Consider the following 25,265-nt stretch of genomic DNA (forward strand, 5'->3'; position numbering starts at 1 on the left):
ACGGAGAACGGAGAACGGAGAACGGAGAACGGAGAACGGAGAACGGAGAACGGAGAACGGAGCAGATCGCGTTTTCGGTCAAGTCACGGTTCGTGGAAACAGGGTCGCGGAAACGGCGACAGAGCCCGTTGTCGTGATCCGGCGAAACAAGGCTGTGGTTTGTTCAAAGCGCAACCAACTGAAACCCGTTGCTTTGCACTTACACCCTTTTTTTCGGGCGCGATTTGCCGGGCTCAGCGGATCAAACGCGTGTCGTAGGTGTGGGGCACAAGGTCAGCGGACTATGAGATCACCGTGAAACTAGACGAGCCGAGACGGCACGTCCGGCAAAGGAGGCGACGACGATATCGCCTACGTCGAGGGGCGACGCGAGACGCGGGAGTATGGTCCCCCGGCAGGTCATGGACACGAGCACGCGGGCTGGCGCCAACCAAGCACCGCCGCGCCTTGTCGCATGGGATAAAAGGCCTTTCGCCTTCAGCGCGCGTTGCGGCGGAGGGCTGCGACCATACGGTCGAGGACCTCGTCGAGGATCTCTTTCGATGTCGCGAAATTCAGACGCACCATTTTCGCCGCATCGGGACGGAAATTCTCGCCGGGCGAAAAGGCGATGCGGGCCTCGTCATGGAAGAAATCGAACGCCGATCCCTCGATCCCCAGATCGTTACAGTCGAGCCAGCACAGATAGGTCGATTCCGGCGCGCGGAACCGGATCGCCGGCATTTCGGCCCGGATCCTGGCCGCCATATGGTCTCGCATGGCCTGCAGGTGGTCGAGCAGCCCGGACAACCAGTCATCGCCCAGATCCCACGCCGCGACCGTCGCGTCGATACCCAGCGTGTTGACCGATCCGATCACCCGGGAGGGAAAGCGGCACTCGAACCGGTCCTTCAGATCGGCCGATCCGAAGCTCATCACCGCGGTGCGCAAACCGGGAATGTTGAAGCTCTTGGTGGCCGAGTTCAGCGTAACGCAGCGCGCCATCGCCCGCAGCCCCAACGCCCCGAACGGCAGATGCTGGCGTCCATCGAAGATAAGGTCCGAGTGGATTTCGTCGGAGATCACGACCAGATCGTGCGTTTCGGCGAAAGCGAGAAGCGCCTCGAGTTCGGCACGCGAAAAGACCCGCCCGGTCGGGTTTTGCGGGTTGCACAGGATCAGGATGCGCACATCCGGCGTCATCCGGGCTTCGAGCTCGGCAAGATCGAAGCGATAGCCCTCGTCCGTCATCGCCATCGGCATCGGCACGAAGTGCCGGCCGCAATCGGCCACGGCGGCGCGGAACGGCGGGTAGTTCGGCTCTTGCACGATCACGCCGTTGCCCGGCTCGGAAAACGCCATGACCGCCGCAAAGGTCGCCTGCACCAGATCGGCCAGAACCAGCGTCAGGTCAGGGTCGACCTGCCAGTCGTAAAGTCGCGCCATCCGGCGCGAGAACGCCGCCGCCACCGCGCGGTCGGCCTTTTGTCCGTCGCGCATCGGATAGCCGTAATCCTCGGCCTCGACCGGGGTGCGGATCGCGGCCTGAATCTCGGGCGCGATGGCGAAATCCATATCGGCGACGAAGGCCGGGATCACGTCGGGCGCGTATTGCGACCATTTGGCGTTCCGGCGGGCGAGAAGTTGCTCTTTCGTCAGCGCGAAGCGGGCGGCGAAATCGCCAGAGCCGGGATTGGTTGCGATATTCATGATGTTCTCCCAAGGATCAGGCGAGATGGCAGGCGACCGAGGCGCCGTCGGGCATTTTGCGCAAGGCGGGCGTGTCGGTCGCGCAGCGTTCGACCGCGAGCGGACAGCGCGAGCGGAAGGCGCATCCCGGCCCGCCCGGTTTGCCGATCTCGCCCGAGATCTTCTGGGTAATCTTTTTGCCCGGATCGGTCGAGGGCACCGAGGCCAGCAGCGCCCGCGTATAGGGATGGCGCGGCGTCTGCCAGAGCGTCTTCTGCTCGGCGGCCTCGACGATCTTGCCCAGATACATGACCAGCACCCGGTCCGAGAAATAGCGCACCACCGACAGATCATGGCTGATGAACAGAAAGGCCAGCCCGAATTCCCGTTTGAGATCAACGAGAAGATTCAGGATCTGCGCCTGAATCGACAGATCGAGCGCCGAGACCGGCTCGTCGCAGACCACCAGATCGGGATGCAGGATCAACGCCCGCGCGATGCCGATCCGCTGACGTTGCCCGCCTGAGAATTCATGCGGATAACGGTTCAGGACCGACGGCGAAAAGCCAATCGTCTCAGCGATTTCCGAGATTACCCGCTTGCGCTCGGCCGGATCCTTGACGCCGTGCACCTTGAGCGGCGTCTCCAGCATCGACCAGATCGTCAGCCGGGGATTGAGCGAGGCGAAGGGGTCCTGAAACACCATCTGCACCGATTTGCGCATCGGCCTGAGCCGTGTTTCGGGCGCGCGGGCGATGTCCTGCCCTTTCAGCAGGATCTGCCCCTCGGCCGGATCGACGAGCCGCATGATCGTCTTGCCCAGCGTGGACTTGCCGCAGCCAGATTCGCCCACCAGGCCCACGGTCTCGTGTTCGCCCACCTCGAAGGACACGTCATCGACCGCGTAGAAGGCCTTGCCTTTCGAGTGATAGGCCGTGCGCAAGTTCTTGACTTCAAGCAGGGACATGGGCGGCTCCTTCGCTGAGGGCGCGGATGGCGTCGAGCCTTGCGCAGGCCGCGACCCAGCCGGGCGCCACGCTTTGCAATTCAGGCGGCGACAGGCGGCATTCGGCGGCGGCATAGGGGCAGCGCGGGGCAAAGGCGCAGCCCTTTTCGCCCGCGGCCGAGGCAACGGTGCCCTTGATCTCGGTCAGGCGGGTGTCGGAATAGTGCCAGTCATCCTCGACCGAGGAATTGAGCAGGCCTTGGGAATACGGGTGCTTCGGCCCGGTGAAGAACGGCTCGATCGGCGCCATTTCAGCGATCCGGCCCGAATACATCACCGCCACCCGGTCGGCCCATTGCGCAACAGCGCCCAGATCGTGGGTGATCAGCAGCATGGCCATGTTCAGCTTCGAACACAGGTCTTCGAGCAGATCCATCACCTGCGCCTGAATGGTAACGTCGAGCGCGGTGGTCGGCTCGTCGGCGATCAGCAGGCGCGGATTGCAGGCGATGGCCATGGCGATCATCACCCGCTGGCGCATCCCGCCCGAGAAATTATGCGGATACATCTTCGCCCGTTCGCGCGGATTGGCGATGCCGACGAGGTCCAGAAGCTCGATCACCCGCTCGTTCACCGCCTTGCGCGACATCGTCTCGTGGCTGCGGATATTCTCGGCGATCTGCAGCCCGATAGGCAGTACCGGGTTCAGCGAGGTCATCGGCTCTTGCAGGATCAGCGCGATCCCCTTGCCGCGAATGCGCCGCAACTGCCAGGCGGGCAGCGTGGCAAGGTCGAGCCCGTCATAGATCACCTGCCCGCCATTGATCGCCGCACCCTGCGGCAACAGACGCAGGATCGAGAACGCGGTCAGCGACTTGCCGCAGCCCGATTCCCCCACCAGCGCGAGTTTCTCGCCCTCATGGATCTGCAGGTTGATGCCCTTGACGATCTCGGCCCCCGGGAAGCCCACGCGCAGGTTCAACAATTCCAGGACTGGGGTTTTCCGGCTCATGCGTCACGCACCTTCGAACGGGGGTTGAGAATATCGGTCAGCCGGTCGCCGATGATGTTGAGCGACAGGACCGTCAGCACCGTGGCAAGGCCGGGCAGCGCCGAGAGATACCATTCCGAGCGGATCTGCGTGCGCCCGTTGCCGATCAGGCTGCCCCAGCTGACGACATTGGGGTCGCCAAGGTTGAGAAAGCTCACGGCGCTTTCCAGCAGGATGCCGTTCGCCACCAGAACCGAGGCCCCGACCACCAGCGTGGGCATCGCGTTGGGCAGGATCTCGCGCGTGATGATGCGCGATGTCGGGTAGCCCAGCGCTTTCGAGGCCATCACGAAATCCGCCTCGCGCAGCGCCTTGAACTCGGCCCGGGCGAGCCGCGCGATCATCGGCCATGCGGCGAGCCCGATGGAAATCGCGATCAGCGGGATCGACGGATCGCCGATCGCCAGCAGCACGATGATCAGCAGCATCGTCGGCATGGTCTGGAAGATCTCGGTCAGGCGCATCAGGGCGGCATCGATCCAGCCGCCGAAATAACCCGCCGTCGCGCCCACGGCGGTGCCGATCACCAGCCCGAAAATCGCCGCCGAAAAGCCGACGGCGAGCGTCGAGCGGCTGCCATGGACGATGCCGGAATACAGGTCGCGGCCCAGCTGATCGGTACCAAGGGGCGAATAGCTGTCCTCGAAGGGCCACAGGAAAGGCATGTTCACCATGTCCTGCGGGTCGGTTGGGGCGATCAGATCGGCGAAGATCGCCATCAGGATCACCAGCGTGAAAACGATCACCGCCAGCGCGAAAAGCGGGTCCTTCAGCGATTGCGGAAGGCGCAGGCGGCGGCGCGGTTTGATCAGGGTAGCGTCGGTCATGGGCTTTTCCTCAGGCACGGATGCGCGGGTCGAGCAGCGTGATCAGCCAGTCGATCACGAGATTGGTCGCGATCACCGCAACCGACGACAGCAGCAGGATCCCAAGCAGGACCTGATTGTCGCGCGCAGCGAGCGCATTCATCGTCAACCGCCCCAGCCCGGGCCAGTTGAACACCGTCTCGACGACGACGGCGCCGCCCAGAAGGTTGCCCAGATGCAGACCGGCCACGGTGGTGACGGGGATAAGGGCGTTGCGCAGCCCGTGGCGGAACTGGATCACCAGCGGATGGATCCCCTTGGCGGCGGCGGTGCGAATGTAATCCTGCCGAAGCACTTCAAGCATCGCCGCGCGGGTCAGCCGCGCATAGATCGCCATAAAGAAGGCCGCGAGCGCGATGGATGGCAGCACAAGATGGGTCACGCGGTCTGCGAACCACGCCCAGCCTTCGAGCGACGCGCCGATCGTCTCGGCCCCGCCCGACGGAAACCAGCGCAGCGTCCCCGAGAAGACGACGATGATCATCAGACCGACCCAGAAATTGGGCGCCGAATAGAACAGAAGCGAGGTCGAGGTCAGCAGCCGGTCGGGCCATTTCCCCGCGAAAACCGCCATCGCCCAGCCGACCAGAATGCCCATCACCAGCGCCAGCAGAAAGGCCGACATCATCAGCGTCAGCGTGGCGGGAAGACGCTCCATGATGACATCGAGAACGGGCGCCGAATAGCTGATCGAATAGCCAAAATTCAGCGTCAATACGCCGGCAATATAGTTCCAGAACTGCACGACCAGATTGTCGTTGAGGCCGTAGACCTCGCGCATCGCGTCCATCGTCTCGACGCTGGCCGAGCCCGACATGCCCGCGATCGCATCGACCGCGTCGCCGGGCATCAGGTGCAAAAGCAGGAACGAAATCAGGATGATCCCCATCATCGTCGGGATGGCCTGCAACAGCGTGCGGCCGATATTGCGAAAAACTCCCCTCATGCCGTGCCCCCTTCCTGCAAAGCGTGAGCAAGGAAATCGAGCCGGTCCTGCCCCCAGTACATCTCGCCGTCGCAGATATAGGTGGGCGAGCCGAACACCCCCGCCGCGCGGGCGGCGGCGAACATCGCCTCTTTCTGTTCGGCCACGGCTGTGCTGTCTTCCATCACGGCCAGGGCGGCACCGTCATAGCCTGCGGCATCGGCCACCTCGACGCGCACGGCGCGCTGACCCACGTCCCGGCACTCTTCCCAATAGGCTTTTTGCAGCACCATCGAGAGCGCCAGCGCGTCATGGCCCTGCAATTGCGCGGCCCAGACCATCGGCAGCGCATCGGCCAGCCCGGCCATGCCTGCCGGACGCCCGTCGATCACCATCGGGATCGCAAACCGTTTCGCCCAGCGCTTGAGATCGACGAAGACGTAAGCCTGCCGGTTCGCGGGTTTCTCCACCAGCGGCACCCAGCCGTTATCCTTGAAGGTCGACACCGGGTACGAGAGGATTTCGGCGCCGGTGAAATCGGCCAGATCCACCAGCCGCTGCGCGCCCAGATAGGCCCAGGGCGAGGCGAGCGAATAGAAATGGTGGACGACTTTCCGGGGCTCGGGCTTTCCCGTCTCGGGCTGTCGGGGCTCCGGACGGGTCTCGGCGGATGGCACGGAGAATGGAAGACTCATCGGCTGCCTTTCTGCGGCGCATAGAGGCTCGGCCCATCGCCGCAGCTGCGGTGACGGTCGCGGGTTGCGCCCTGGCGAGTTTCGGGTTAATCGCACGAAGCGTGTTCGCGCCTTGATGCTGCAGTTGCAGCCTGATCCGAGGCTAGCACCGCGATTCCCGATATGCCAAGCACGCATCGCCCCTGAATTCTTGCGCTCATGCAAGAGTTTCGTGCGGTATTGATGCTTCGCGTGCACCAATTCGCGTGCCAAGCTGCAGTGCAGAAACCGCCGCTATGTCCCGCCTTGCCGGGATGCCGATCTCAGCGGCCTGTCCTTCTCACCGCAGCAAAGGATCGCCCACGTGAGCGCGCCAACAGTCATGTCCAAACCCCTGAGACTCTCCGCCGATGTCGGCGGCACCTTTACCGATATCGTCCTTGAACAGGGCGACGAGCGCTGGACGACAAAGGTCCTGACCACCCCTGCCGCACCCGAGGACGGCGTGCTGAACGGGATCGCCAAGATCATGGGGATTTCCGGCAAGACCCTGCCCGAGGTCAGCGCCTTCGTGCATGGCACGACGCTGGCCACCAATGCGATCATCGAGCGGCGCGGCGCCAAGACGGCGCTGATCGCCACCGACGGCTTCCGCGACGTGCTCGAGATCGGCACGGAAAGCCGCTATGACCAATATGAGCTGGCGCTCGTGCGGCCCAAACCGCTGGTCGACCGCCCGCTGCGCTTCACCGTGCGCGAGCGGATGGATGCGCGCGGCAATGTGCTGCTGGCGCTCGACGAGGCGCAGCTTCTCGACATCGCCGCCGAGCTGAAGGCGCAGAAGATCGAAAGCGTCGGCATCTCGTTTCTGCATTCCTTCATGAACGACACGCATGAGAAACGCGCGGCCGAGATCCTGAAACAGGCGCTTCCGGACCTCTATGTCTCGATCTCGTGCGAGGTCTGCCCCGAAATCCGCGAATACGAGCGCACTTCGACCACGGTCGCCAATGCCTACATCCAGCCGCTGATGGATGGCTATCTGGCTCGGATGGAGGACCGGCTCAAGGATCTGGGCTTTCGCGGTATCCTGTCGCTGATGTCTTCGGGCGGGGGGCTTTCCTCGGTCGCCACGTCGCGCGCTTTTCCCGTCCGGCTGGTCGAATCGGGGCCTGCGGGCGGGGCAATCTTCGGCTCGCTGGTGGCCGCGAAGCTGGGCGAGAAACACGTCATCGCCTTCGACATGGGGGGCACCACCGCCAAGATCTCGCTGATCGAGGATTACAAATCCGAATCCTCGCGCATTTTCGAGGTCGACCGCGCCGCGCGCTTTCTCAAAGGCTCGGGCCTGCCGCTGCGCATCCCGGTCATCGAACTGGTGGAAATCGGCGCGGGAGGCGGATCGCTGGCGCATGTCGACGCGCTGGGACGGGTCACGGTGGGGCCTGAAAGCGCGTCATCCGTGCCGGGTCCGGCCTGCTACGGGCTGGGCGGAACCAGCCCGGCGGTGACCGATGCGGATGTGGCCATCGGCCTGATCGACCCCGAAGGGTTCGCCGGGGGCTCGATGACCCTGCGCCCCGACCTGTCGCTTGAGGCGCTGCAAGGCAGCGTCGGCGGCAAGATCGGCCTGACGCCGGAAATGTCAGCCTATGCGGTTTATGAAATGGTCTGCGAGAACATGGCCTCGGCCGCCCGCGCGCATACCGTCGAGCGCGGCGTTGTCGCCGCCGATCACACGATCATCGCCTCGGGCGGGGCGGCGCCGCTGCATGTCGCCCGCGTGGCCGAAAAGATCGGCGCGCCGCGGGTTATCATCCCCGCCAATGCGGGGGTCGGGTCAGCCGTGGGTTTCCTTGCCGCGCCCGTCAGCTACGAAATCGTGCGCTCGAACTACATGCGGCTCGACGCGTTCGACGCGGCATCGGCGACGGCGATGCTGAACGCGATGTCTGCGGAGATCATGGAATGGGTCGGCCCCGCCGCAGGCGAGCAGCCCGTCACCGAAACCCGCATCGCTTTCATGCGCTATGTGGGACAGGGCCACGAGATCCCCGTCACCCTGCCCCTGCGTGACCTGACGGATGCGGATATCGCCGCGATGCGCGACACCTATGAGCGGACCTATGAAGAGCTGTTCAATCGCTCTATCCCCGCCGCCGCGATCGAGATCATGGCATGGTCGGTGATCTGCTCGACGCCGCCGGCCCTGCCCGACACCATCGCTGCTGTGCCGATGACCGGACGGCAGGTGCCGGGCACCAAGGTCACGATCTTTGATGGCCGCGTCGAATCGACGGTCGAACTGTTTCGCTACAAGCGCACCGATCTGGAACAGGGCGACATGGTCGAAGGCCCCGCCATCATCGTCGAGGATGAGACGACCACCTTCGTCACAGGCAGCTTCAACGCCTGGATCGACGCCGCCGGATCCATCGTCATGGACCGCAAGGCCGAGGCGGCGGAATGACCCTGTCCCTTATCGACAAGCAGATCATGTGGAACCGCCTGCTGGCGGTGGTCGAGGAACAGGCGCAGGTCTGTCAGCGCACCGCGTTCTCGACCATCGTGCGGGAATCGGGCGACCTTGCCGCCGGGGTTTTCGACGCGCAGGGCCGGATGCTGGCGCAGGCCGTCACGGGGACGCCGGGCCATATCAACTCGATGGCGCTGGCCGTGGGCCATGTGATCGCGGCCTACCCGCCCGAAACGATGCAGGACGGCGACGTGTTCATTCATAACGACCCGTGGATGGGCACCGGCCACACCAACGACATCTCGCTGACAACGCCCTGTTTTCACGGCGGTAAGCTGGTGGGCTTTCTGGCCTGCAACAGCCATGTGATGGATATCGGCGGGCTGTCCGACCGCTCAAGCTCGACCGATGTCTTTATGGAGGGGCTCTACCTGCCCATCCTGAAGATCGCCGAGGCGGGCCGGATCGACGAAAGCCTGATGGCGGTGATCCGCGCCAATACCCGCCAGCCGGTCGAGACCATCGGCGATGTCTATTCGCTGATAAACTGCAACCAGATCGGCTGCGAGCGACTGACCGACATGATGGCCGAATTCGCCATCGACACGCTGGACGAGCTGGCGGCGCATATCATCGACGCCTCGCGAAAGGCGGTGCTCGACCGGATCGCCGACCTGCCCAAGGGCACTTGGGACGGTGCGCTCATGCTCGACGGGCGTGACGAGCCGGTGCCGCTGAAAGCCCGCCTGACGATCTCGGACACGGGCGTGCATATCGATTTCGCAGGCTCGGCGCCGATGACCAAGCGCAACTTCAACGTGCCGCTTTGCTACACGCTGGCCTATACCAGCTATTCGCTCGGCGTGGCGCTGTTCGGCGGCATTCCCAACAATTACGGCTCGCTTGAGCCGCGCACGATCTCGGCGCCCGAAGGCTGTATCCTGAACGCGCTGAAGCCCGCCGCCGTGGTGGCGCGCAGTCAGGTCGGGTTGATGCTGCCCGATCTGGTCTATGATTGCCTGCGAAAGGCCCTGCCCGACACGATCCCCGCCGAAAGCACCTGTGGGCTGTGGGGCGTCAATGTGATGGGCCCGTGGTCCAGCCCCGCCCGGATCTGGAGCCAGTACCGCGCGCAATTCATGACGACGGGCGGCATGGGCGCCCTGCCCTACCGCGACGGGATGTCGGCCACGGGTTTTCCCTCGGGCGTGCGTGGCGGGCCGGTCGAGATTTTTGAGAGCATGACCACGCTGGTGGTGTGGAAAAAGGAATTCGACACCGACTCGGGCGGCGCGGGCGCGTATCGCGGCGGTCTGGGCCAGTGGATCGAGATCGGCAACACGATCCCCGAGGAATTCCAGTATTTCGCGGGCTACGAGCGCATCGACAACCCCGCCAAGGGCACAAAGGGCGGCCAGTCCGGCGGTGCCGGCAGCCTGCATCTGTCGAATGGCGCGCGCCAGTCCGGCAAGTCCAGCTTCACCGTGCCGGCGGGCGAACGGGTGATCGTCCACTCGTCGGGCGGCGGAGGCAGCGGCGATCCCAGACAGCGCAGCCGCGACGCCGTGCGGCGCGATCTCGAACACGGGCTCATCTCGACCGCGAGCGCCCGTGACACCTATGGACTCGAAGCGTGAGGGAGGCCCCGATGCTCGACACTTCCAATTCCCAGATTTCCCTGATCGACAAGCAGATCATGTGGAACCGCCTGCTCGCCGTTGTCGAAGAACAGGCGCAGGTCTGCCAGCGCACCGCTTTTTCGACCATCGTGCGCGAATCCGGCGACCTTGCCGCCGGGGTCTTCGACGCCGAGGGGCGGATGCTGGCGCAGGCCGTCACCGGCACGCCGGGCCATATCAACTCGATGGCGCTGGCCGTGGGCCATGTCATCGACGCCTATCCGACCGAGACGATGCAGGAAGGCGACGTTTACATCCATAACGATCCGTGGATGGGCACCGGCCACCTCAACGACATCTCGATCACCACCCCCGCTTTCCACAACGGTAAACTGGTGGGCTTTCTGGCCTGCAACAGCCACATCCTTGATATCGGCGGGATGAACGACTGGTCGTCTTCGACCGATGTCTTCATGGAAGGGCTGTATCTGCCGATCCTGAAGATCATCGACGCGGGCAAGGTCAACGAAAGCCTGATGGCGGTGATCCGCGCCAATACCCGCCAGCCCGTCGAAACGGTGGGCGACGTCTATTCGCTGATCAACTGCAACGCGATCGGCTGCGAGCGGCTCTCGGCGATGATGAGCGAGTTCGGGCTTTCCAAACTTGACGAATTGGCCGAGCACGTCATCGAGACCTCGCGCGAGGCGGTGATGGCCAAGCTGCGCGCCCTGCCGCAGGGCAGCTGGTCGAGCGACATCACCCTCGACGGGATGAGCGAACCCATCATGCTGAAAGCCTGCGTCACCATCGACGAGGCGGGCATCCATGTCGATTACGCAGGCTCGCACGGCATGGTGAAGCACAATTTCAACACGCCGCTATGCTACACGCAGGCCTATACCAGCTACGCGATCGGCGTGTCGCTGTGTGGGGATATTCCCAACAATTACGGCTCGCTGGCACCGCGCCATATCACCGCGCCCGAAGGCTGCATCCTGAACGCGCTGAAACCGGCGGCAGTCGTCTCGCGGCACCTGATGGGGCTGATGCTGCCGGATCTGGTGTTCAACTGCCTGCGTCAGGCGCTGCCCGACCGGATCCCGGCCGAGGGCGCGGGTGTGTTGTGGAACCAGCGCGCGGTCGGGCCGTGGTCCAGCCCGCCGAAATTCGGCGACGGCTACATGGTGGGGCTTGTGACCACCGGCGGCATGGGCGCGCTGCCCTACCGCGACGGAATGTCGGCCACGGGTTTTCCCTCGGGCGTGCGCGGCGGGCCGGTCGAGATATTCGAGAGCATGTCGACCGTGGTCATGTGGCGCAAAGAGCTGGCGCCGGATTCGGGCGGCGCGGGCGCGTTCCGCGGCGGTTTGGGCCAGATCATGGAGCTGGGCAATTCCATCCCCGAACCCTTCACCATCGGCAACGCCTTCGAACGCATCCAGTTCCCCCCGCGCGGCGCCGCGGGCGGGATGGACGGTCAGGCCGGGAATGTCCGGCTCAGCACCGGCGAAAGCCTGAACCAAAAGGGATCGCATGTCGTGCCGGTCGGCGCGCGGGCGATCATCCAGTCACCGGGCGGCGCGGGGTCGGGTGACCCTCTTGGCCGCGACCGCGAGGCCGTCGCCGCCGATCTGGCGAATGGCTACATCACCCCCGCCGCCGCGCGGGAGCAATACGGCTACGCCGGCTGACCTCCTCCCCCAGCCGGTTCTCAACAGGGACAAAAGGAAAGATCCAGATGACAGATCGTCAATCCAAACTCTCACGCCGTCAGCTTCTGGCGGGTCTTGCCGCCGCCCCCGCGACCGCAGGCCTGTTCGGCGCCGGGGTGATCCCCTCGATCGCGCGCGCGCAATCGGGCACCGTGGTCACGATGGTGGCCCCCTACGAAGCCCCGGCACTCCTCTCGTTCGTCAACACGTCGAGCCTGATCTGGTCGGCGCATGTGTCGGAAGGGTTGCTCGAATTCGATTTCGACATGAACCCGACGCCGCTTCTGGCCACCGAATGGGACGTCGCCGAAGACGGGCTGACCTATACCTTCAAACTGCGCGAGGGCGTGAAATGGCATGACGGCGAGGATTTCACCTCGGCCGACGTGAAATTTTCCATCGAGACGGCGGCGCAATACCATTCGCGCAACCGCACCACCTATTCCAAGATCACCGAGATCGAGACGCCCGACGATCACACCGTCATCCTGCACCTGTCAGAACCGACGCCGTTCCTGCTGAAGGCGTTCTCGTCGATGGAAAGCCCGATCGTGCCCAGCCATCTCTATGGCCCGGACGAGAACCCGCTGACCCACCCCAACAACACCGCCCCGATCGGCACCGGCGCCTATCGGTTCAAGGAATGGGTGCGCGGCAGCCATGCGGTGTGGGAAAAGAACCCCGATTACTGGAATCCCGACCTGCCGATGGTCGACACGCTGGTCGCGCGGTTCATCACCGACCCTTCGGCGCGGACCATCGCCTTCGAGACCGGCGATGTCGATCTGGGCTACCGCACGCCGGTGCCGTTCCGCGATCTCGAACGACTGCAAGAGACCGGCTTCATCGAGATGACCGATCAGGGCTATGCCTATGATCCGCCTAACATCATCATCGTCGAGGCCAATCTGCGCGACGAGATCCTGTCGAACCTGAAAGTCCGTCAGGCCATCGCGCATTGCATCGACCGCGAGATGATCAACCGCGTGGTGTTCTTCAACTACGCCCAGCCCTCGGCCACGCCGGTGGTGCCCTATCACGCCGATTTCCATCTCGACGAACCCTCGCCCTATGCCTACGACATCGACGCCGCGCAGGCGCTTCTGGCCGAGGCGGGCTATTCCGACGGCATCACCCTGACGATGGAATATGTGGGCGACGACCAGCGCATTCTTGGCGAGTTCCTGCGCGCCGCGATGAGCCGCGCGGGCATCACCATCGAGCTGCGCGGGCAGGATATGGGCACGCTCATCTCGCGCGTCTACGGCGATCAGGATTACCAGCTGCACCTCGCCTCGATCTCGAACCTGTTCGACCCGCAGGTCGGCGTGCAGCGGCTTTACTACAGCCCCAACATCATTCAGGGCGTCGCCTTCTCGAACGGCACCGGCTACACCAATGCCGAGGTCGATGACTGGCTCGAAGCGGCCTCGGTGTCGCTCGATCATGCCGAGCGTATCGAGCTCTGGGCCCAGATCCAGCGCAAGGTAATGGAAGACGTGCCGTCCTTCCCCATCGTGATGGCCGCCTGGCAGACGATCTCGAACAGCCGGATCGCCGATCACACCACGAATGCCGAAGGCTTCGAAGGGTCGCTCGCGCGCGTGCGCATCGTCTGATTGCTGCCCTGCCCCGCCGGTCCGTTGGTGCCGGCGGGGCAGTTTTCCCTTCTTTACGGACATTGACATGAGCGATCTCGACCGGGTTCGCGCCAGCGCGCTGATGCGCGCGGCCGACCTTGATGCCCTGCTGCTTTTCCAACCCGAAGCCTTTCACTATGCCACCGGCCTCGATGCCGGGGTCGCGGCGATGTGGCGCCGGGGCGGAGCCCATGCGGCGCTGGTCCCGGCCGCGCCCGACGAATCCATCGCCGCCGTGATCTCGGACCACCAGCTTCACTTCGGCCCGCCGCCTATGGCCGCGATCGAGATCGTCACCCATCCGATCTGGATCGACTATGTCGATTTCTCGGCGGCCGACAAACCCGACCCCGCCAAGCGCCTGCAGGCCGCCTATCGCCAACAGGCGCTTGGCGGCGCGCGTCCCGAAAGCTTCGACCGCGCGCTGGTCTACGGGCTGATTCAGGACCTGCTGAGCTCGCGTCAGATGAAATCCGCGCGGATCGGCGTCGATCTGGAATTCCTTCCCGCCGCCGATTTCGCCGCTCTCAGCGCCGCACTGCCGCAGGTCACGCTGAGCGATGGCTCCGAGGTTCTGCGCCGCCTGCGCTGCATCAAGTCCGCGCGCGAGATTGCCTGCCTGCGCCATGCCAGCGCCGCCTCTGAAGCCGGGCTGAGCCACATGGCGCGGAACGCCCGCGCCGGGATGGCGCGCTCGGATCTCGACGCGCTGTGGCGCGCGGGGGTGCAGGCCCATGCCCTTGCCCACGGGATCACGATCACCGGCGACCGGGCAGGCATCGCGGTGGGGCCCAATCTTGTGACCCCCGATCCGGTTCTGCATCGCGGCGACCTGATCAAGGCCGATATGGGCGTGGCCGTCGACCGCTACCTGTCGGACGGCACGCGCACCTATTCGCTGGGCCCGCCGCCCCCCGCTGCGATCCAGCTCTACAGCGCCATTTCCGAGGCGTTTCATGCCGGTCTCGACGCGATCCGCCCCGGCGCAGCCTTTGCCGATGTACACGCGACGATTCTTGCTGCCACGGCAAGGCTGGGGCTGGGCGATTACCATCGGGGGCATTTCGGGCATTCCATCGGCGCGTCCTGCGGGTCCGAGGAATGGCCCTTCATCTCGGCGTCGAACCCGGAAGAGATCCGGCCCGGCATGGTGCTGGCTTTCGAGGTGCCCTTCTACCTGCATGGGCTGGGTGCCATGATGATAGAGGACCAGCTTCTGGTCACCCAGAGCGGGATTGAGGTGATGAACCGCCTGCCGCGCGATCTGGTCGATCTGACCGAACTCGAACCCGTCGAAGCCTGAGCGCCAGCCCCCGCGCCAGCCCCGGCGGTCGCCAATCCGTCCGGGCGCGCCTCAGCGCAGCTTGCCGCGCAGCCGCTGCACCAGAAAATCGGACAACGCGCGCGTCTTGGGCAGAAGATGCTTGTTGGACGCGTAGCAGACGTAGAAGTTCGTCTCGGGCCAGACCGTCCAGTCGGGCAGCACGGTGACCAGCTTGCCCTGTTCGATCGCATCCGAGCAGATGTATTTCGCGATGATCGCAATCCCGGCGCCGTGCTGTGCGGCTTCGAAGATCGCCTCGGAACTGTCCGAGCGGAAGTCGCCGGTCACATGCACAGCCTCGATCTGCTCGCCCCGGCGGAATTGCCAGTTGGTCCCGGCCTTGGCATAGCGCGAGAAACACAGGCAATCGTGACGCGCCAGATCGGCGGGGCTTTGCGGTGTGCCGTGTTCTTCCAGATAATCGGGGCTGGCCACGAGGTATTTGTGATTGGTGCCGATCTTGCGCGCGACCAGACTGGAATCGGGCAAGGAGCCGATCCGCACCACGGCGTTATAGCCTTCCTCAAGGATATCGACGAAGCGGTCGGTATAATTCGCCTCGACCTTCACCTTGGGATAGGTCGCGATGAAATCGGCAATGATCCCCGACAGTTCCAGATGCCCGAAGGCCACCGGGAACGACACGCGCAACAGGCCCTGCGGTTCGGAATGATAGCTTTCGATGACGTCGTCGGCCTCTTTCAGCCGGTCGAGGATCTCGCGGCAATGGCGAAAATAGATCGCCCCCAGATCGGTGAACACGACGCGCCGCGTGGTCCGCTCGAGCAAGCGTGTGCCCAGCAGATCCTCAAGTTTCGACACCTTCCGGCTCAACGTCGATGGCGAGACATTGGCAATCGCCGCCGCCTTGGCAAAGCTCATCTCCTCGGCCACAAGGACGAAGGCGACGATCAGGTGGATGCGTTCGAGATCGGTAACGTCAAGCTGGTTGACGCGCAGTTGCTGGTTCATGGGCTGACCCGGGCAAACGTGACTCTCTCCCCAATCTTAGCCTGACGCAGCCCCCGCCCGATCACCAAGCGCCGCGACGACACGGGGCGCGCAGAACGGGCGGGAAAGGGAGACTCGTGTGAAATGCAACCAAATTATTGCACCTGTGCACGGATTTCATGCAGTATTCGTTCTTCTGTGACGGGAGAGTTGCGCCGATGATGCGCCAAACGCGCGCCCGATCCGCGCAAGGCCAAGGAAAGGGCCCCTGATGGCTTACGTCGACACCGCACCGCGGCTTCCGCTGAATGTCTACCTGCTGATGATGTCGCAAGCTTTCGCCGGGGCGCTGCCGCCGATCATGGTGTCGCTGGGCGGGCTGATCGGCGCGATGCTGGCGCCATCGCCCTATCTGGTGACGCTGCCGGTCTCGATGTTCATGGTGGGCACCTGCGTCGCCACCATTCCCGCCGCGCTGCTCTACGGCCGCTTCGGGCGCCAGCCGGTCTATATCGCCGGGGCGCTGATCGCGGTGACCGGCGCGCTGACCTGCGCTTGGGGCGTCTACACCGGCTCGTTCTTTCTGCTGTGCTTCGGTGCGCTGCTGTTCGGGCTCAACATCGCCTGCGTGCAAAGCTACCGCTTCGCCGCGCAACAGGGCGTGCCGTCGAGCTTCCGCGCGCGGGCGGTGTCGATGGTGCTTTTGGGCGGGATCGGCTCGGCGGTGATCGGGCCGCAGATCGCCATCCATTCCAACGACATGATTATCGGCGCGCCCTATGTCGCGGCCTTTCTGGGACAGGCGATGCTGGCCGCGATCACCCTGCCCTTCCTCGCCGGTCTGCGCCTGCCCAAGACGCCCGTGGCCCAGCCCGCGACGCCGCTGCCGCGCGGGCGCTACGGCCTGCCGCCGCTGACTCGCGCTTACGTGATCGCGGTGATATGCGGCGCCTTCGCCTATGGCTCGATGACCTTCACCATGACCGCCGCACCGCTGGCGATGATCGCCTGCGGCTTTACCGAGGCCGATGCCGCGCTGGGTATCCAGTGGCACATCATCGGCATGTTCGCCCCCAGCTTCGTCAGCGGGCGGCTGATCGACCGCTATGGCTATCGTCCGGTAATGGTCGCGGGGATCGTCTTTGTCGTCGCGGGCGCGATCCTTGCGCTGTCGGGCGAGGCGCTGGCGAATTTCTGGGGGACGCTGATCTTGCTCGGGGTTGGCTGGAACTTTGCCTATACAGGCTCGACGGTGATGATCGCCAAGGCCTCGGCGGCGGCGGGCTCGGTCGCGCTGCAGGGTCTGGCGGACTTCATGATCTTCGCCTTCGTCGCGGCGGCCTCGCTGCTGGCGGGCGTGCTGTTTCAGCTCTCGGGCTGGGCGGTGCTCAACATCACCGTGCTGGTCGCGCTGGGGCTGATCCTGGGGCTGGTGACGCTGGATTCCCGTAGCGCCCGCCGCGCGGCCTGAGGCGCGGCAGAAAACGGGGCCCTGCCTGCGCGCTTCAGCAAGCAGCGCAGGCCGGGCCCCTTTGTGTCACTCGTCCAGCGCGCCCGCCTCGCGCAGGGCCTGCGCGAAGGAACGGGTATCGACGGCCAGATGCGACGAGCTCATCTGCGGATAGGGCGGCTGCGGATCGAAGAACTGGCTGTCCACAGCAATGAGCCGCCATTCCCCGTCCGGCATCCGGTGCAGGATCGGCGAGCCGCTGTCGCCTCGCGTGGTATCGCAGGTATGGATCATCGAGCCATCGCGATAAGCGTGCAGGATCTGGCAATCCATGTGACCCGACGGGTAGGCCCCGGTATCCCAGCTATAGCCCGCCTGGCTGACGAGATACTCGCCCGCCATGATCTGCTCGAGATCGCTCTTGTCGAAGACATGCGGGCGCACGAAGCCCACTTCCAGCCCCAGATCGCGGTCCAGTTCCAGCAGGGCCCAGTCATTGCCGTTGCCGCCGTCGGGCGGCGCGCTGGCCGGGTCGTAATCGGGCGCGATGACGGTGCGCACGACATGCGCGCGGCCCGCATTGCTGTCGCCCGTCGCGGCGGCGAGGAACTCGGTCACCTTGCGCACCTGCCCGTTATCGCCCTGCAGGCAATGCGCGGCGGTGGCAAGCAAGCGTGGGCCGATCAGCGTCGCCGTGCACGAGGTCCCATCCATCCGCAACAGCCCCATCGCGCGCCACGGCATCTGCGTGACATCGACAAGGATCCGGTCGTCATGGCCGAAGTAATGGTCGCGCATTGTCACCGGGCGGTCCCGGCCGATGCAATCGGCGGTGTCGGTATAGGCGCGGCAGGTGCCCTGCGCCGATCCCGGCTCTTCGCACACGCCGTTGAAGGCGGTGGCGCATTGGTTCGAGCGGTTGCGCATCACGGCAAGACCCGCGCAATCGGTCGCGTCCGAGCCCGACAGGCAGACCCCGGTGCCGATCCCCGGCTCGTCGCATTCGCCGTCATTGGCCCAGCGGCAGCTATCGTCGCCGCCGATCGCCATCGCCCGGCAATCCGAGGCATCGGTGCCCGGCGTGCAGGCGCCGGTCCCACCGAAGCGGATGTCGTCGCATTCGCCGTCATTGCCCCAGCGGCAGGTATCGTCGCCCAGCTGCGCGCGGATATCGGCGGGCACGGCATCCATCAGGCGCTGCCATGCGGCGGCCTCGGTCCGGCAATCATTGGCGTCGGTACCCGTCTCGCAGGCGCCGGTGCCGCCATAGCGGGCCTCGTCGCATTCATTATCGTTGGCCCAGCGACAGGTATTGGCCTGCGCCTGTGCCTGTCCCGACAGCGCAACGGGCACGGCCAGGGTGATGACCGCGCCCAGTATCAGGCCAAAAGGTGACAGTCGTGAAAATCGTCCCCGCATGGAAACCCCCAAACCGTTAATCAATCTTTTGTCTCAAAAGCGCCGCCCCCGCTCGAAAGGCGGGGGCGGGTATCTGTCAATCAGTGCTCGCGGTCCATGACCCATTGCGGCGTGGCGACCGTCACGCCCATCGTGGCCATCCCCCCGTTGCCGCCATAGGTGCCGGCAAAGACCGCATAGGGTCCGGGCTGCGGGTTGGGGATCATCACGCCGGGATTGAGCTCTTCGAAATCGTCGTTGCAATAAAGCTGACCATCCGGCCCGACCACCGTCAGCGTGCCGTCGGAATCGCTGACCATGTAGACCATGAGCTGCGGCAGACCTTCGGTCGCCTCGACCACCAGATCGGGTTGCGCAGGCGTCAGGAACCCGGCGCAGCCATCGCCCAGCCCGAACGAGTCGGTCTGGCTCGGCGCGATATCGAAGATCACGCGCGGATCGATCAGCGTCTCGGGCCCATAGGTCAGCGTCGCCACCGCAGGCTCGGCCGCGTAGTTCAGCCAGTCGGGTGCGCTGAAGCCACCGGCGGGCTCGGTGCCTTCCCAGTTCGGCTCGCCCAGCGAGGCATAGAGATTGTACTCGCCCTGTTCGCCCTGCGCGTAGCTGCCCACGAAGACCGCGTAATCCCCGGCCTGCGCGTTGTTGAAGCCGATACCGGGATTAAGCTGGAACGAATCGTCGTTGCAGCTCCAGCTGCCATCGGGCGCGCGGACGGCCATGGTCAGGTCGCTGTCGGCGCGAGCATAGAGCGACAGAAGCGGATGCGATGCATCGAGCGTCACCACCATGTCGGGCGCCGACAGATCGGTGTAGCCCGCGCAATACGATGTCGCGGACAGGCCATCCATCGGGTCGCGCCCGGCCGAAAGCGGCGCGGTGGTCAGCCGCACGCCGCGGCCTTCCATAGACGCGTCGATCGTCGCGCGACCGGCGCGCGGCTCGGCATCGGTATCGATCATCACGTTGGCGAACGCAGGCTGGCCCGCCGAGGCGTAAAGATCGTAGGTATCGCCCCCGCCCGAGGAATAGCCGCCGACGAAGACCTGATAGGCGCCTGCTTCGGCGGCGGGCAAGGTGATCGCCGGGTTCAGCTGATAGACATCGTCGTTACAATGCACGCCGCCCGAAGGATCGACCACCGCCATCACCAGATCGCGGTCGGACATCGCGAAGATGCTCAACGTCTCGCCGCCCTCTTCGACGTTCAGCACCGCGTCGGCGGCATCAAGCTGCGAATAGCCCCAGCAGCTATCGGGACCCAGCGGGCGCAGCGGCGTGTTGGCGTAAAGCGGCGCCTCCGTCAGCAATTCCTGACGCCCGGCCTCGGCACTGGCCTGATAGACGAAGCTGCCATTGCGCGGCTCGCCCAGACGGCTGACATCGAAACCGAACAGTTCGATGGACGACACCGCGGTTTCCGAGGCAAAGAGCCGCGCATCGACCGAACCGCCCTCCTCCGTGCCCAGCCAGACCATGTAGCGGCCCGGCTGCACCTCGGCGAGCGAGCTGGACACGAAGCCCTGCTCATCGGCGAGCGCGCAGCGGTAGAGGCCATCGGCTGTTCCGACGACCATGCTCGTCAGGCTTTCACCCGCCGCCGAAAAGGCCAGCGTGCTCATCGGCCCGGTCACGTCAAAAGCGACGCCATCGGCTTCGGCCATTACCTGCCCCCGGCAGCCGCGCACGAAACCCGAGGCCGGTTCCGAGGTCGGGCCGGAAACACGCAGGCCGATCCGCGAGGGCGCGAAGGCGTCGGTTGCCGGTCCCACTTCGATCGCCAACGACGTCTCCTGAGCCATGGCCGCAAGCGGCACGATGGGCATGAGACATGCGGCGAGCGCGGTGGTCGTGGTCAGTCGGGCGCGGTGCAATCGCATATCGGATAATCCTCGTTCGCTCTTGGGTCGTCATCGCCGGATGGCGGCGCCCAAACCTTGCCTCGCGCATAACGGGAAGGTCAACAACGTTGCGCCGGCCTCACGGCAAGGTGCTTTCGCGTTATTTCCGGGGATGGCAGCGGCGGCGCTGTTGCGGTATTGACGCAACCGGACGGCCCCCCGGGCCGACTTGGAACAGCCCCGGAACAGCACGGATACCCCGACATGGCGCGCATTCTGATTACCTCGGCCCTGCCCTATATCAACGGCATCAAGCATCTGGGGAACCTCGTCGGCAGCCAGCTTCCCGCCGACCTCTATGCCCGTTACATGCGGGCGCGCGGCCACGAGGTGATGTTCATCTGCGCCACCGACGAACACGGCACCCCTGCCGAGATCGCAGCGCAGAAAGCCGGCAAGCCGGTCGCCGACTACTGCGCCGAGATGCATACCGTGCAGGCCGATCTGGCGGCAGGCTTCCGGCTGTCCTTTGACCATTTCGGGCGCTCGTCGTCGCCCCAGAACCACGCGCTGACGCAGCATCTGGCGGGGCGGCTGCATGCGGCCGGGCTGATCTCGGAAGTGTCCGAAAAGCAGGTCTATTCCAATGCCGATGGCCGCTTCCTGCCCGACCGCTATATCGAGGGCACCTGCCCCAATTGCGGCTATGACCGCGCGCGCGGTGACCAGTGCGAGAACTGCACCAAGCAACTTGACCCGACCGACCTGATCGATCCGCGCTCGGCCATTTCGGGCTCGACCGATCTGGAAGTGCGCGAAACCAAGCACCTGTTCCTGCGGCAGAAATCCATGCGCGATCAGCTGCGTGACTGGATCAAGTCGAAAAAGGACTGGCCGATCCTGACCACCTCGATCGCGCTGAAATGGCTCGATGACGGCGACGGGCTGCAGGACCGGGGCATCACCCGCGATCTGGACTGGGGCATCCCGGTCAAGAACGGCGACAAGGACTGGCCGGGCATGGAAGGCAAGGTCTTCTACGTCTGGTTCGACGCGCCGATCGAGTACATCGCCGCGACCGCCGAATGGGCCGAAGCGCAGGGCAAGGGCGCCGAGGCCTGGGAACGCTGGTGGCGCACCGACAAGGGCGCCGATGGCGTCCGCTATGTCGAGTTCATGGGCAAGGACAACGTTCCCTTCCACACGCTCAGCTTCCCCGCGACAATGATCGGCGCCAATTTCGACGGCGCCGAGCCGTGGAAGATGGTCGATTACATCAAGTCGTTCAATTACCTGAACTACGATGGCGGCCAGTTCTCGACCTCGCAGGGGCGCGGCGTGTTCATGGATCAGGCGCTGTCGATCCTGCCCGCCGATTACTGGCGCTGGTGGCTTCTGAGCCACGCGCCCGAAAGCTCGGACAGCGAATTCACCTGGGAGAATTTCCAGGCCTCGGTGAACAAGGATCTGGCCGACGTGCTGGGCAACCTCGTGTCGCGCGTCACCAAGTTCTGCCGCTCGAAATTCGGCGAGCAGGTGCCCGAGGGCGGCAGCTATGGCCCGCGTGAGGACCAGCTGATCGCCGACCTGAGCGCGCGCCTCAAGGCGTTCGAGACGCAGATGGAAGCCATGGAAGTACGCAAATCCGCCACCGAGCTGCGCGGCTTCTGGGTGCTGGGCAACGAATACCTGCAGGAAGCGGCGCCGTGGTCAACCTTCAAGACCGACGCCGACGCGGCGGCGGCGCAGGTGCGGCTGGCGCTGAACCTCATCCGCGTCTACGCGGTCGTCTCGCAGCCCTTCATCCCCGACGCGTCCAAGGCGATCATGGACGCGCTGGGTTGCGACGACTGGTCCTGGCCCTCGGATATGGGCGCGGCGCTGGCCACCCTGCCTGCCGGCCACGCCTTCACCACGCCCGAGGTGCTGTTCGCGAAGATCACCGACGAACAGCGCGAAGACTGGCAAAACCGCTTCGCCGGCACCCGCGCCTGACACCACCAAACAACCCTGCGGGCGCCCCCGTGCGCCCGCAAGCTTGACACACCGTAAGCTTCTGAAGGACGCTGTGACGGTTCCGCCGCATTTCTGGCGGGCTTTTGCAAAGGTCTTTTCATCATGACGCCCACTGCATTCAGGGCCGCTGCCCTGGCATCCCTGCTTTCCTCGGCCGCGCTTCCCGCATTCGCACAGGTGACGCTGACGCCGCTCAGCCTGACCGCGCAGGCCTATACCCATGTCACCAGCTGGCAGGAACGCGGCTTTCGCCCCGCTGGCCTGACCGAGGTGGTCCATATCCCCGGCCATCTGCTGCTCGATATCCGCGCGGTGTTCGATGGCCCCTGGACCGACGAGATCAGTCAGGTCCGTGCCAATTCCCGCGACATCATGCTGGTCCTGCCCGACGGCACCGAGCTGGAACCGCAGGGCAGCTATCAGTACTGGGGCCAGCTCCAATTGCATGGCGGCTCGCTTTCGGGCCGGCGCCCGCGCGATTTCCCCGATACCGATCAGGACATTCACTGGAACAGCCTCTTCGTCGTGCCCGAAGGAACCAGCACCGCGACGCTGGTTATCGGCGGCGACGATGTGAGCTTCGAAGGCGCGGTCAGCGTGCCCAAGACCTCAGCCCCTGACGATGCCGCTGCCTTCGCCAGCTTCGAGGTCCAGTCGGTCGACCGCTACCGCGTGGCAGAACTGGAGGATGGCTCGGGCGATGACGCGGTGCTGTCCTCGATCACCGCGCCGCCGGGCATGGTGCTGGCCGATCTGGAAATCGAGGTGACGGGCACGGGGTCGAACCAGGCGGACGGCGATGCGCGCTTCAACTGGAGCACGTCGAATTTCCGGCTGGTCGATGCCGAGGGCCACACGATGGGCATGGTCGGCGAGCAATTCATGCGCCGGATCCTCGATTCGCAGTTCAACGGCGTGAATATCGGCGATTCGACCGATCGCAACGTGATCTGGCTGGTCCCCGAAGCGCTGACGCAGGCCACGCTGATGTTCGGCGAAACAGCGGTGGCGGAGGTCGATCTGGGATCGGCGGCGGTCACTAATACGAATTGACCAAACAACGGAGGGGTGCGAGGGGGCTACACGCCCCCTCGCGCTCCCCGCGCCAAAGGGGGACACGCCCCCCCTTTGGAAACCCCGTGGATATTTATGGAACAAAGATGAGGCAAGCGCCGCGCGCCCCTTCATTCTGCTCTAAATACTCAGGCCACGGCACCGCCGGTGTAACGTCCCGTCATGGGCAGGCGGTCTCACCGCTCGGTCAGTTTCAGCTCAATACGCCGGTTCGCGGCGCGGGCCTCGGGGCTGGAACCCGGTTCGACCGGGCGGAATTCGCCGAAGCCCGTGGCAGCAAGGCGTTCGGGCGGGAAATCCAGCTCGTCGATCAGATAGAGCACCACCGACAGCGCGCGCGCCTGGCTGAGTTCCCAGTTCGACGCGTATTCACCACCCGGACGGATCGCGGCGTTGTCGGTATGGCCATCGACGCGCAGGACCCAGTCAATCGTATCCGGAATTTCGGACGCGGCATCGAGCAACAGCCTGCCAATGCTGGCGATCTGCGCGCGGCCTGCCGGGGACAGGTCGGCCGAGCCCGCGTCGAACAAAACCTCGGACTGGAACACGAAGCGGTCGCCGACGATCTGCACGCCGTCGCGTCCGCCGAGAATCTCGCGCATCTGCCCAAAGAACTCCGAGCGGTAACGTTCGAGCCGTTCAGCCTCGGCCTCGAGCCGGCGGCGTTCAGCGGCTTCCAGCTCGGCGCGGCGGCGTTCTTCGGCGGCGACGCGGGCCAGCGCCGCGTTGAGATCGGCGCCCAGCGCTTCGATCTGCGTGCTGGCCTCGGCCTCGCGCGCCTGACTTTCGCCCAGCAAATCCTGCAGCCCCGCCACTTGCCGCTGCAGCCGCGCAACCTGTTCGTTGAGAAGCGCGAGGCGTTGCTGGTCCTCGGTCGAGGCCGCTTCGGCCTCGGCCAGTTCCTGACGCGCGAGCTGAAGCAAAGCGGCCCGGGTTTCGGCTTCGGTCGCCTCGCGGTCGCGCGCTGTCTCGGCCTCATCGCGCGCAGCCTGCGCGGCGGCGAGCAGCGTGAGCGTTTCCTCGGCCCGGGCGCGCTGCTCTTCCAGCGCCAGCGTCATCGCCGTCAGCTCGGTATCCGCTTCGGCCAGCCGGGCGCGCAATGCCTCGGCCGCCGCCAGCTGCGCGAGCCGTTCGCTTTCCGCGTCGGAGAGGCTCGCTTCGGTTTCGGCGAGCCGTTGGCGTAGCGCCTCGGCGGCGGCGGCTTCTGCGAGGCGCGCACGCTCGGCTTCGTCAAGCGCGGCCGAGGATTGTGCCGCCTGCGCCGCCGCCTGTGCCTGCGCGATTTCGGCCGCGCTGAGGCTCGCCTGCAACTCGGCCATCCGCGCCTGCGTCTCGCTGTCGAGCGTGGCCAGATCGTAGAGCGCCTGTTGCCGCGCCAGATCGGCATCGCTGAGCTGGGTTTCGAGTTCGGCGATGCGGGCCTGCGTGGCGGCGTCGAGTTGAGCCAGCTCGGCGAGCGCTTGCTGGCGGGCTAGATCAGTGTCGCTGAGCTGCGTCTCCAGCTCAGCGATGCGCGCTTGTGTGGTGGTGTCTAGCTGCGCGAGGTCAGCGAGCGCTTGTTGGCGGGCTAGATCAGCGTCGCTCAGCTGAGTCTCAAGCTCAGCGATGCG

At 65.1% G+C, this 25,265-nt stretch carries 18 protein-coding genes; 8 read left to right on the top strand and 10 right to left on the bottom strand.

The annotated features are described in order from the left end of the window. Positions 1-477: 477 nt before the first annotated feature. Genes JI664_RS22770 through JI664_RS22795 form a run of 6 tightly spaced genes read right to left on the bottom strand, consistent with a single transcriptional unit; the run spans position 478 to position 6,151 of the window. A complete protein-coding gene (locus tag JI664_RS22770) occupies positions 478-1,689 on the bottom strand; it encodes a MalY/PatB family protein (protein ID WP_207016085.1) in 1,212 nt (403 codons plus the stop codon). Between the two features lie 16 nt (positions 1,690-1,705). Further along, positions 1,706-2,635 (bottom strand): ABC transporter ATP-binding protein, encoded by a 930-nt coding sequence (locus tag JI664_RS22775; protein ID WP_207016086.1) that lies wholly within the window; start codon positions 2,633-2,635, stop codon positions 1,706-1,708. Continuing rightward, positions 2,622-3,626: an ABC transporter ATP-binding protein gene (locus JI664_RS22780; protein WP_207016087.1), complete on the bottom strand. Its 1,005-nt coding sequence runs from the start codon at positions 3,624-3,626 to the stop codon at positions 2,622-2,624. The genes JI664_RS22775 and JI664_RS22780 overlap by 14 nt, the downstream gene beginning before the upstream one ends. Next, positions 3,623-4,492: an ABC transporter permease gene (locus JI664_RS22785; protein ID WP_207016088.1), complete on the bottom strand. Its 870-nt coding sequence runs from the start codon at positions 4,490-4,492 to the stop codon at positions 3,623-3,625. Before JI664_RS22785 ends, JI664_RS22780 begins: the two co-directional genes overlap by 4 nt. Positions 4,493-4,502: 10 nt before the next feature. Then, positions 4,503-5,477 carry an ABC transporter permease gene (locus JI664_RS22790; protein WP_207016089.1) on the bottom strand — a complete coding sequence of 325 codons (975 nt, stop codon included), beginning with the start codon at positions 5,475-5,477 and terminating at the stop codon, positions 4,503-4,505. Next, positions 5,474-6,151, bottom strand: coding sequence for a 2-hydroxychromene-2-carboxylate isomerase (locus JI664_RS22795; protein WP_207016090.1), 678 nt, complete (start codon positions 6,149-6,151; stop codon positions 5,474-5,476). Before JI664_RS22795 ends, JI664_RS22790 begins: the two co-directional genes overlap by 4 nt. A 343-nt stretch (positions 6,152-6,494) precedes the next feature. On the opposite strand from JI664_RS22795, the gene JI664_RS22800 reads away from it, so the two are divergent. From JI664_RS22800 to JI664_RS22820, 5 genes are all read left to right on the top strand, one after another. Further along, entirely contained in the window at positions 6,495-8,600 is a 2,106-nt protein-coding gene (locus JI664_RS22800; protein WP_207016091.1) for a hydantoinase/oxoprolinase family protein, read from the top strand. After that, positions 8,597-10,243, top strand: coding sequence for a hydantoinase B/oxoprolinase family protein (locus JI664_RS22805; RefSeq protein ID WP_207016092.1), 1,647 nt, complete (start codon positions 8,597-8,599; stop codon positions 10,241-10,243). The genes JI664_RS22800 and JI664_RS22805 overlap by 4 nt, the downstream gene beginning before the upstream one ends. Positions 10,244-10,254: 11 nt before the next feature. After that, complete coding sequence (locus tag JI664_RS22810; RefSeq protein ID WP_207016093.1) at positions 10,255-11,919, top strand: hydantoinase B/oxoprolinase family protein; 1,665 nt, start codon at positions 10,255-10,257, stop codon at positions 11,917-11,919. A 47-nt stretch (positions 11,920-11,966) separates the two neighbouring features. Further along, positions 11,967-13,559: an ABC transporter substrate-binding protein gene (locus tag JI664_RS22815; RefSeq protein ID WP_207016094.1), complete on the top strand. Its 1,593-nt coding sequence runs from the start codon at positions 11,967-11,969 to the stop codon at positions 13,557-13,559. Positions 13,560-13,626: 67 nt separating this feature from the next. Beyond that, complete coding sequence (locus JI664_RS22820; RefSeq protein WP_207016095.1) at positions 13,627-14,883, top strand: M24 family metallopeptidase; 1,257 nt, start codon at positions 13,627-13,629, stop codon at positions 14,881-14,883. A gap of 51 nt (positions 14,884-14,934) precedes the next feature. On the opposite strand, the gene JI664_RS22825 is transcribed toward JI664_RS22820, so the two are convergent. Beyond that, positions 14,935-15,876, bottom strand: a complete 942-nt coding sequence (locus JI664_RS22825) for a LysR family transcriptional regulator (protein WP_207016096.1) — start codon at positions 15,874-15,876, stop codon at positions 14,935-14,937. Between the two features lie 250 nt (positions 15,877-16,126). Here JI664_RS22825 and JI664_RS22830 point away from each other — a divergent pair, with 250 nt between their 5' ends. Further along, a complete protein-coding gene (locus JI664_RS22830) occupies positions 16,127-17,326 on the top strand; it encodes an MFS transporter (RefSeq protein WP_207016097.1) in 1,200 nt (399 codons plus the stop codon). Between the two features lie 66 nt (positions 17,327-17,392). Here the strand turns inward: JI664_RS22830 and JI664_RS22835 are convergent, their stop codons facing one another. Beyond that, positions 17,393-18,724: a trypsin-like serine peptidase gene (locus tag JI664_RS22835; protein WP_207016098.1), complete on the bottom strand. Its 1,332-nt coding sequence runs from the start codon at positions 18,722-18,724 to the stop codon at positions 17,393-17,395. Between the two features lie 80 nt (positions 18,725-18,804). Further along, complete coding sequence (locus JI664_RS22840; RefSeq protein ID WP_207016099.1) at positions 18,805-20,601, bottom strand: hypothetical protein; 1,797 nt, start codon at positions 20,599-20,601, stop codon at positions 18,805-18,807. Between the two features lie 225 nt (positions 20,602-20,826). On the opposite strand from JI664_RS22840, the gene metG reads away from it, so the two are divergent. Both metG and JI664_RS22850 read left to right on the top strand, forming a co-directional pair. Next, entirely contained in the window at positions 20,827-22,557 is a 1,731-nt protein-coding gene (gene metG / locus JI664_RS22845; protein WP_207016100.1) for a methionine--tRNA ligase, read from the top strand. Positions 22,558-22,680: 123 nt separating this feature from the next. After that, on the top strand, positions 22,681-23,631 hold the full coding sequence (locus JI664_RS22850) for a hypothetical protein (protein ID WP_207016101.1): 951 nt from the start codon (positions 22,681-22,683) through the stop codon (positions 23,629-23,631). A 197-nt stretch (positions 23,632-23,828) separates the two neighbouring features. Here JI664_RS22850 and JI664_RS22855 read toward each other — a convergent pair. Continuing rightward, the coding region (locus tag JI664_RS22855) for a peptidoglycan -binding protein (protein ID WP_207016102.1) at positions 23,829-25,265 on the bottom strand (1,437 nt) is incomplete at its 5' end.

Origin of the sequence: Rhodobacter sp. NTK016B (assembly GCF_017303295.1) — a bacterium.
In the GTDB taxonomy this organism is placed as follows: Bacteria; Pseudomonadota; Alphaproteobacteria; order Rhodobacterales; family Rhodobacteraceae; genus Pararhodobacter.

Coding starts and splice junctions, on each gene's coding strand:
- JI664_RS22840 (WP_207016099.1), bottom strand. CDS start 20,601: ATGCGATTGCACCGCGCCCGACTGACCACGACCACCGCGCTCGCCGCA.
- JI664_RS22780 (WP_207016087.1), bottom strand. CDS start 3,626: ATGAGCCGGAAAACCCCAGTCCTGGAATTGTTGAACCTGCGCGTGGGC.
- metG (WP_207016100.1), top strand. CDS start 20,827: ATGGCGCGCATTCTGATTACCTCGGCCCTGCCCTATATCAACGGCATC.
- JI664_RS22790 (WP_207016089.1), bottom strand. CDS start 5,477: ATGAGGGGAGTTTTTCGCAATATCGGCCGCACGCTGTTGCAGGCCATC.
- JI664_RS22770 (WP_207016085.1), bottom strand. CDS start 1,689: ATGAATATCGCAACCAATCCCGGCTCTGGCGATTTCGCCGCCCGCTTC.
- JI664_RS22775 (WP_207016086.1), bottom strand. CDS start 2,635: ATGTCCCTGCTTGAAGTCAAGAACTTGCGCACGGCCTATCACTCGAAA.
- JI664_RS22850 (WP_207016101.1), top strand. CDS start 22,681: ATGACGCCCACTGCATTCAGGGCCGCTGCCCTGGCATCCCTGCTTTCC.
- JI664_RS22835 (WP_207016098.1), bottom strand. CDS start 18,724: ATGCGGGGACGATTTTCACGACTGTCACCTTTTGGCCTGATACTGGGC.
- JI664_RS22820 (WP_207016095.1), top strand. CDS start 13,627: ATGAGCGATCTCGACCGGGTTCGCGCCAGCGCGCTGATGCGCGCGGCC.
- JI664_RS22810 (WP_207016093.1), top strand. CDS start 10,255: ATGCTCGACACTTCCAATTCCCAGATTTCCCTGATCGACAAGCAGATC.
- JI664_RS22830 (WP_207016097.1), top strand. CDS start 16,127: ATGGCTTACGTCGACACCGCACCGCGGCTTCCGCTGAATGTCTACCTG.
- JI664_RS22815 (WP_207016094.1), top strand. CDS start 11,967: ATGACAGATCGTCAATCCAAACTCTCACGCCGTCAGCTTCTGGCGGGT.
- JI664_RS22795 (WP_207016090.1), bottom strand. CDS start 6,151: ATGAGTCTTCCATTCTCCGTGCCATCCGCCGAGACCCGTCCGGAGCCC.
- JI664_RS22825 (WP_207016096.1), bottom strand. CDS start 15,876: ATGAACCAGCAACTGCGCGTCAACCAGCTTGACGTTACCGATCTCGAA.
- JI664_RS22785 (WP_207016088.1), bottom strand. CDS start 4,492: ATGACCGACGCTACCCTGATCAAACCGCGCCGCCGCCTGCGCCTTCCG.
- JI664_RS22805 (WP_207016092.1), top strand. CDS start 8,597: ATGACCCTGTCCCTTATCGACAAGCAGATCATGTGGAACCGCCTGCTG.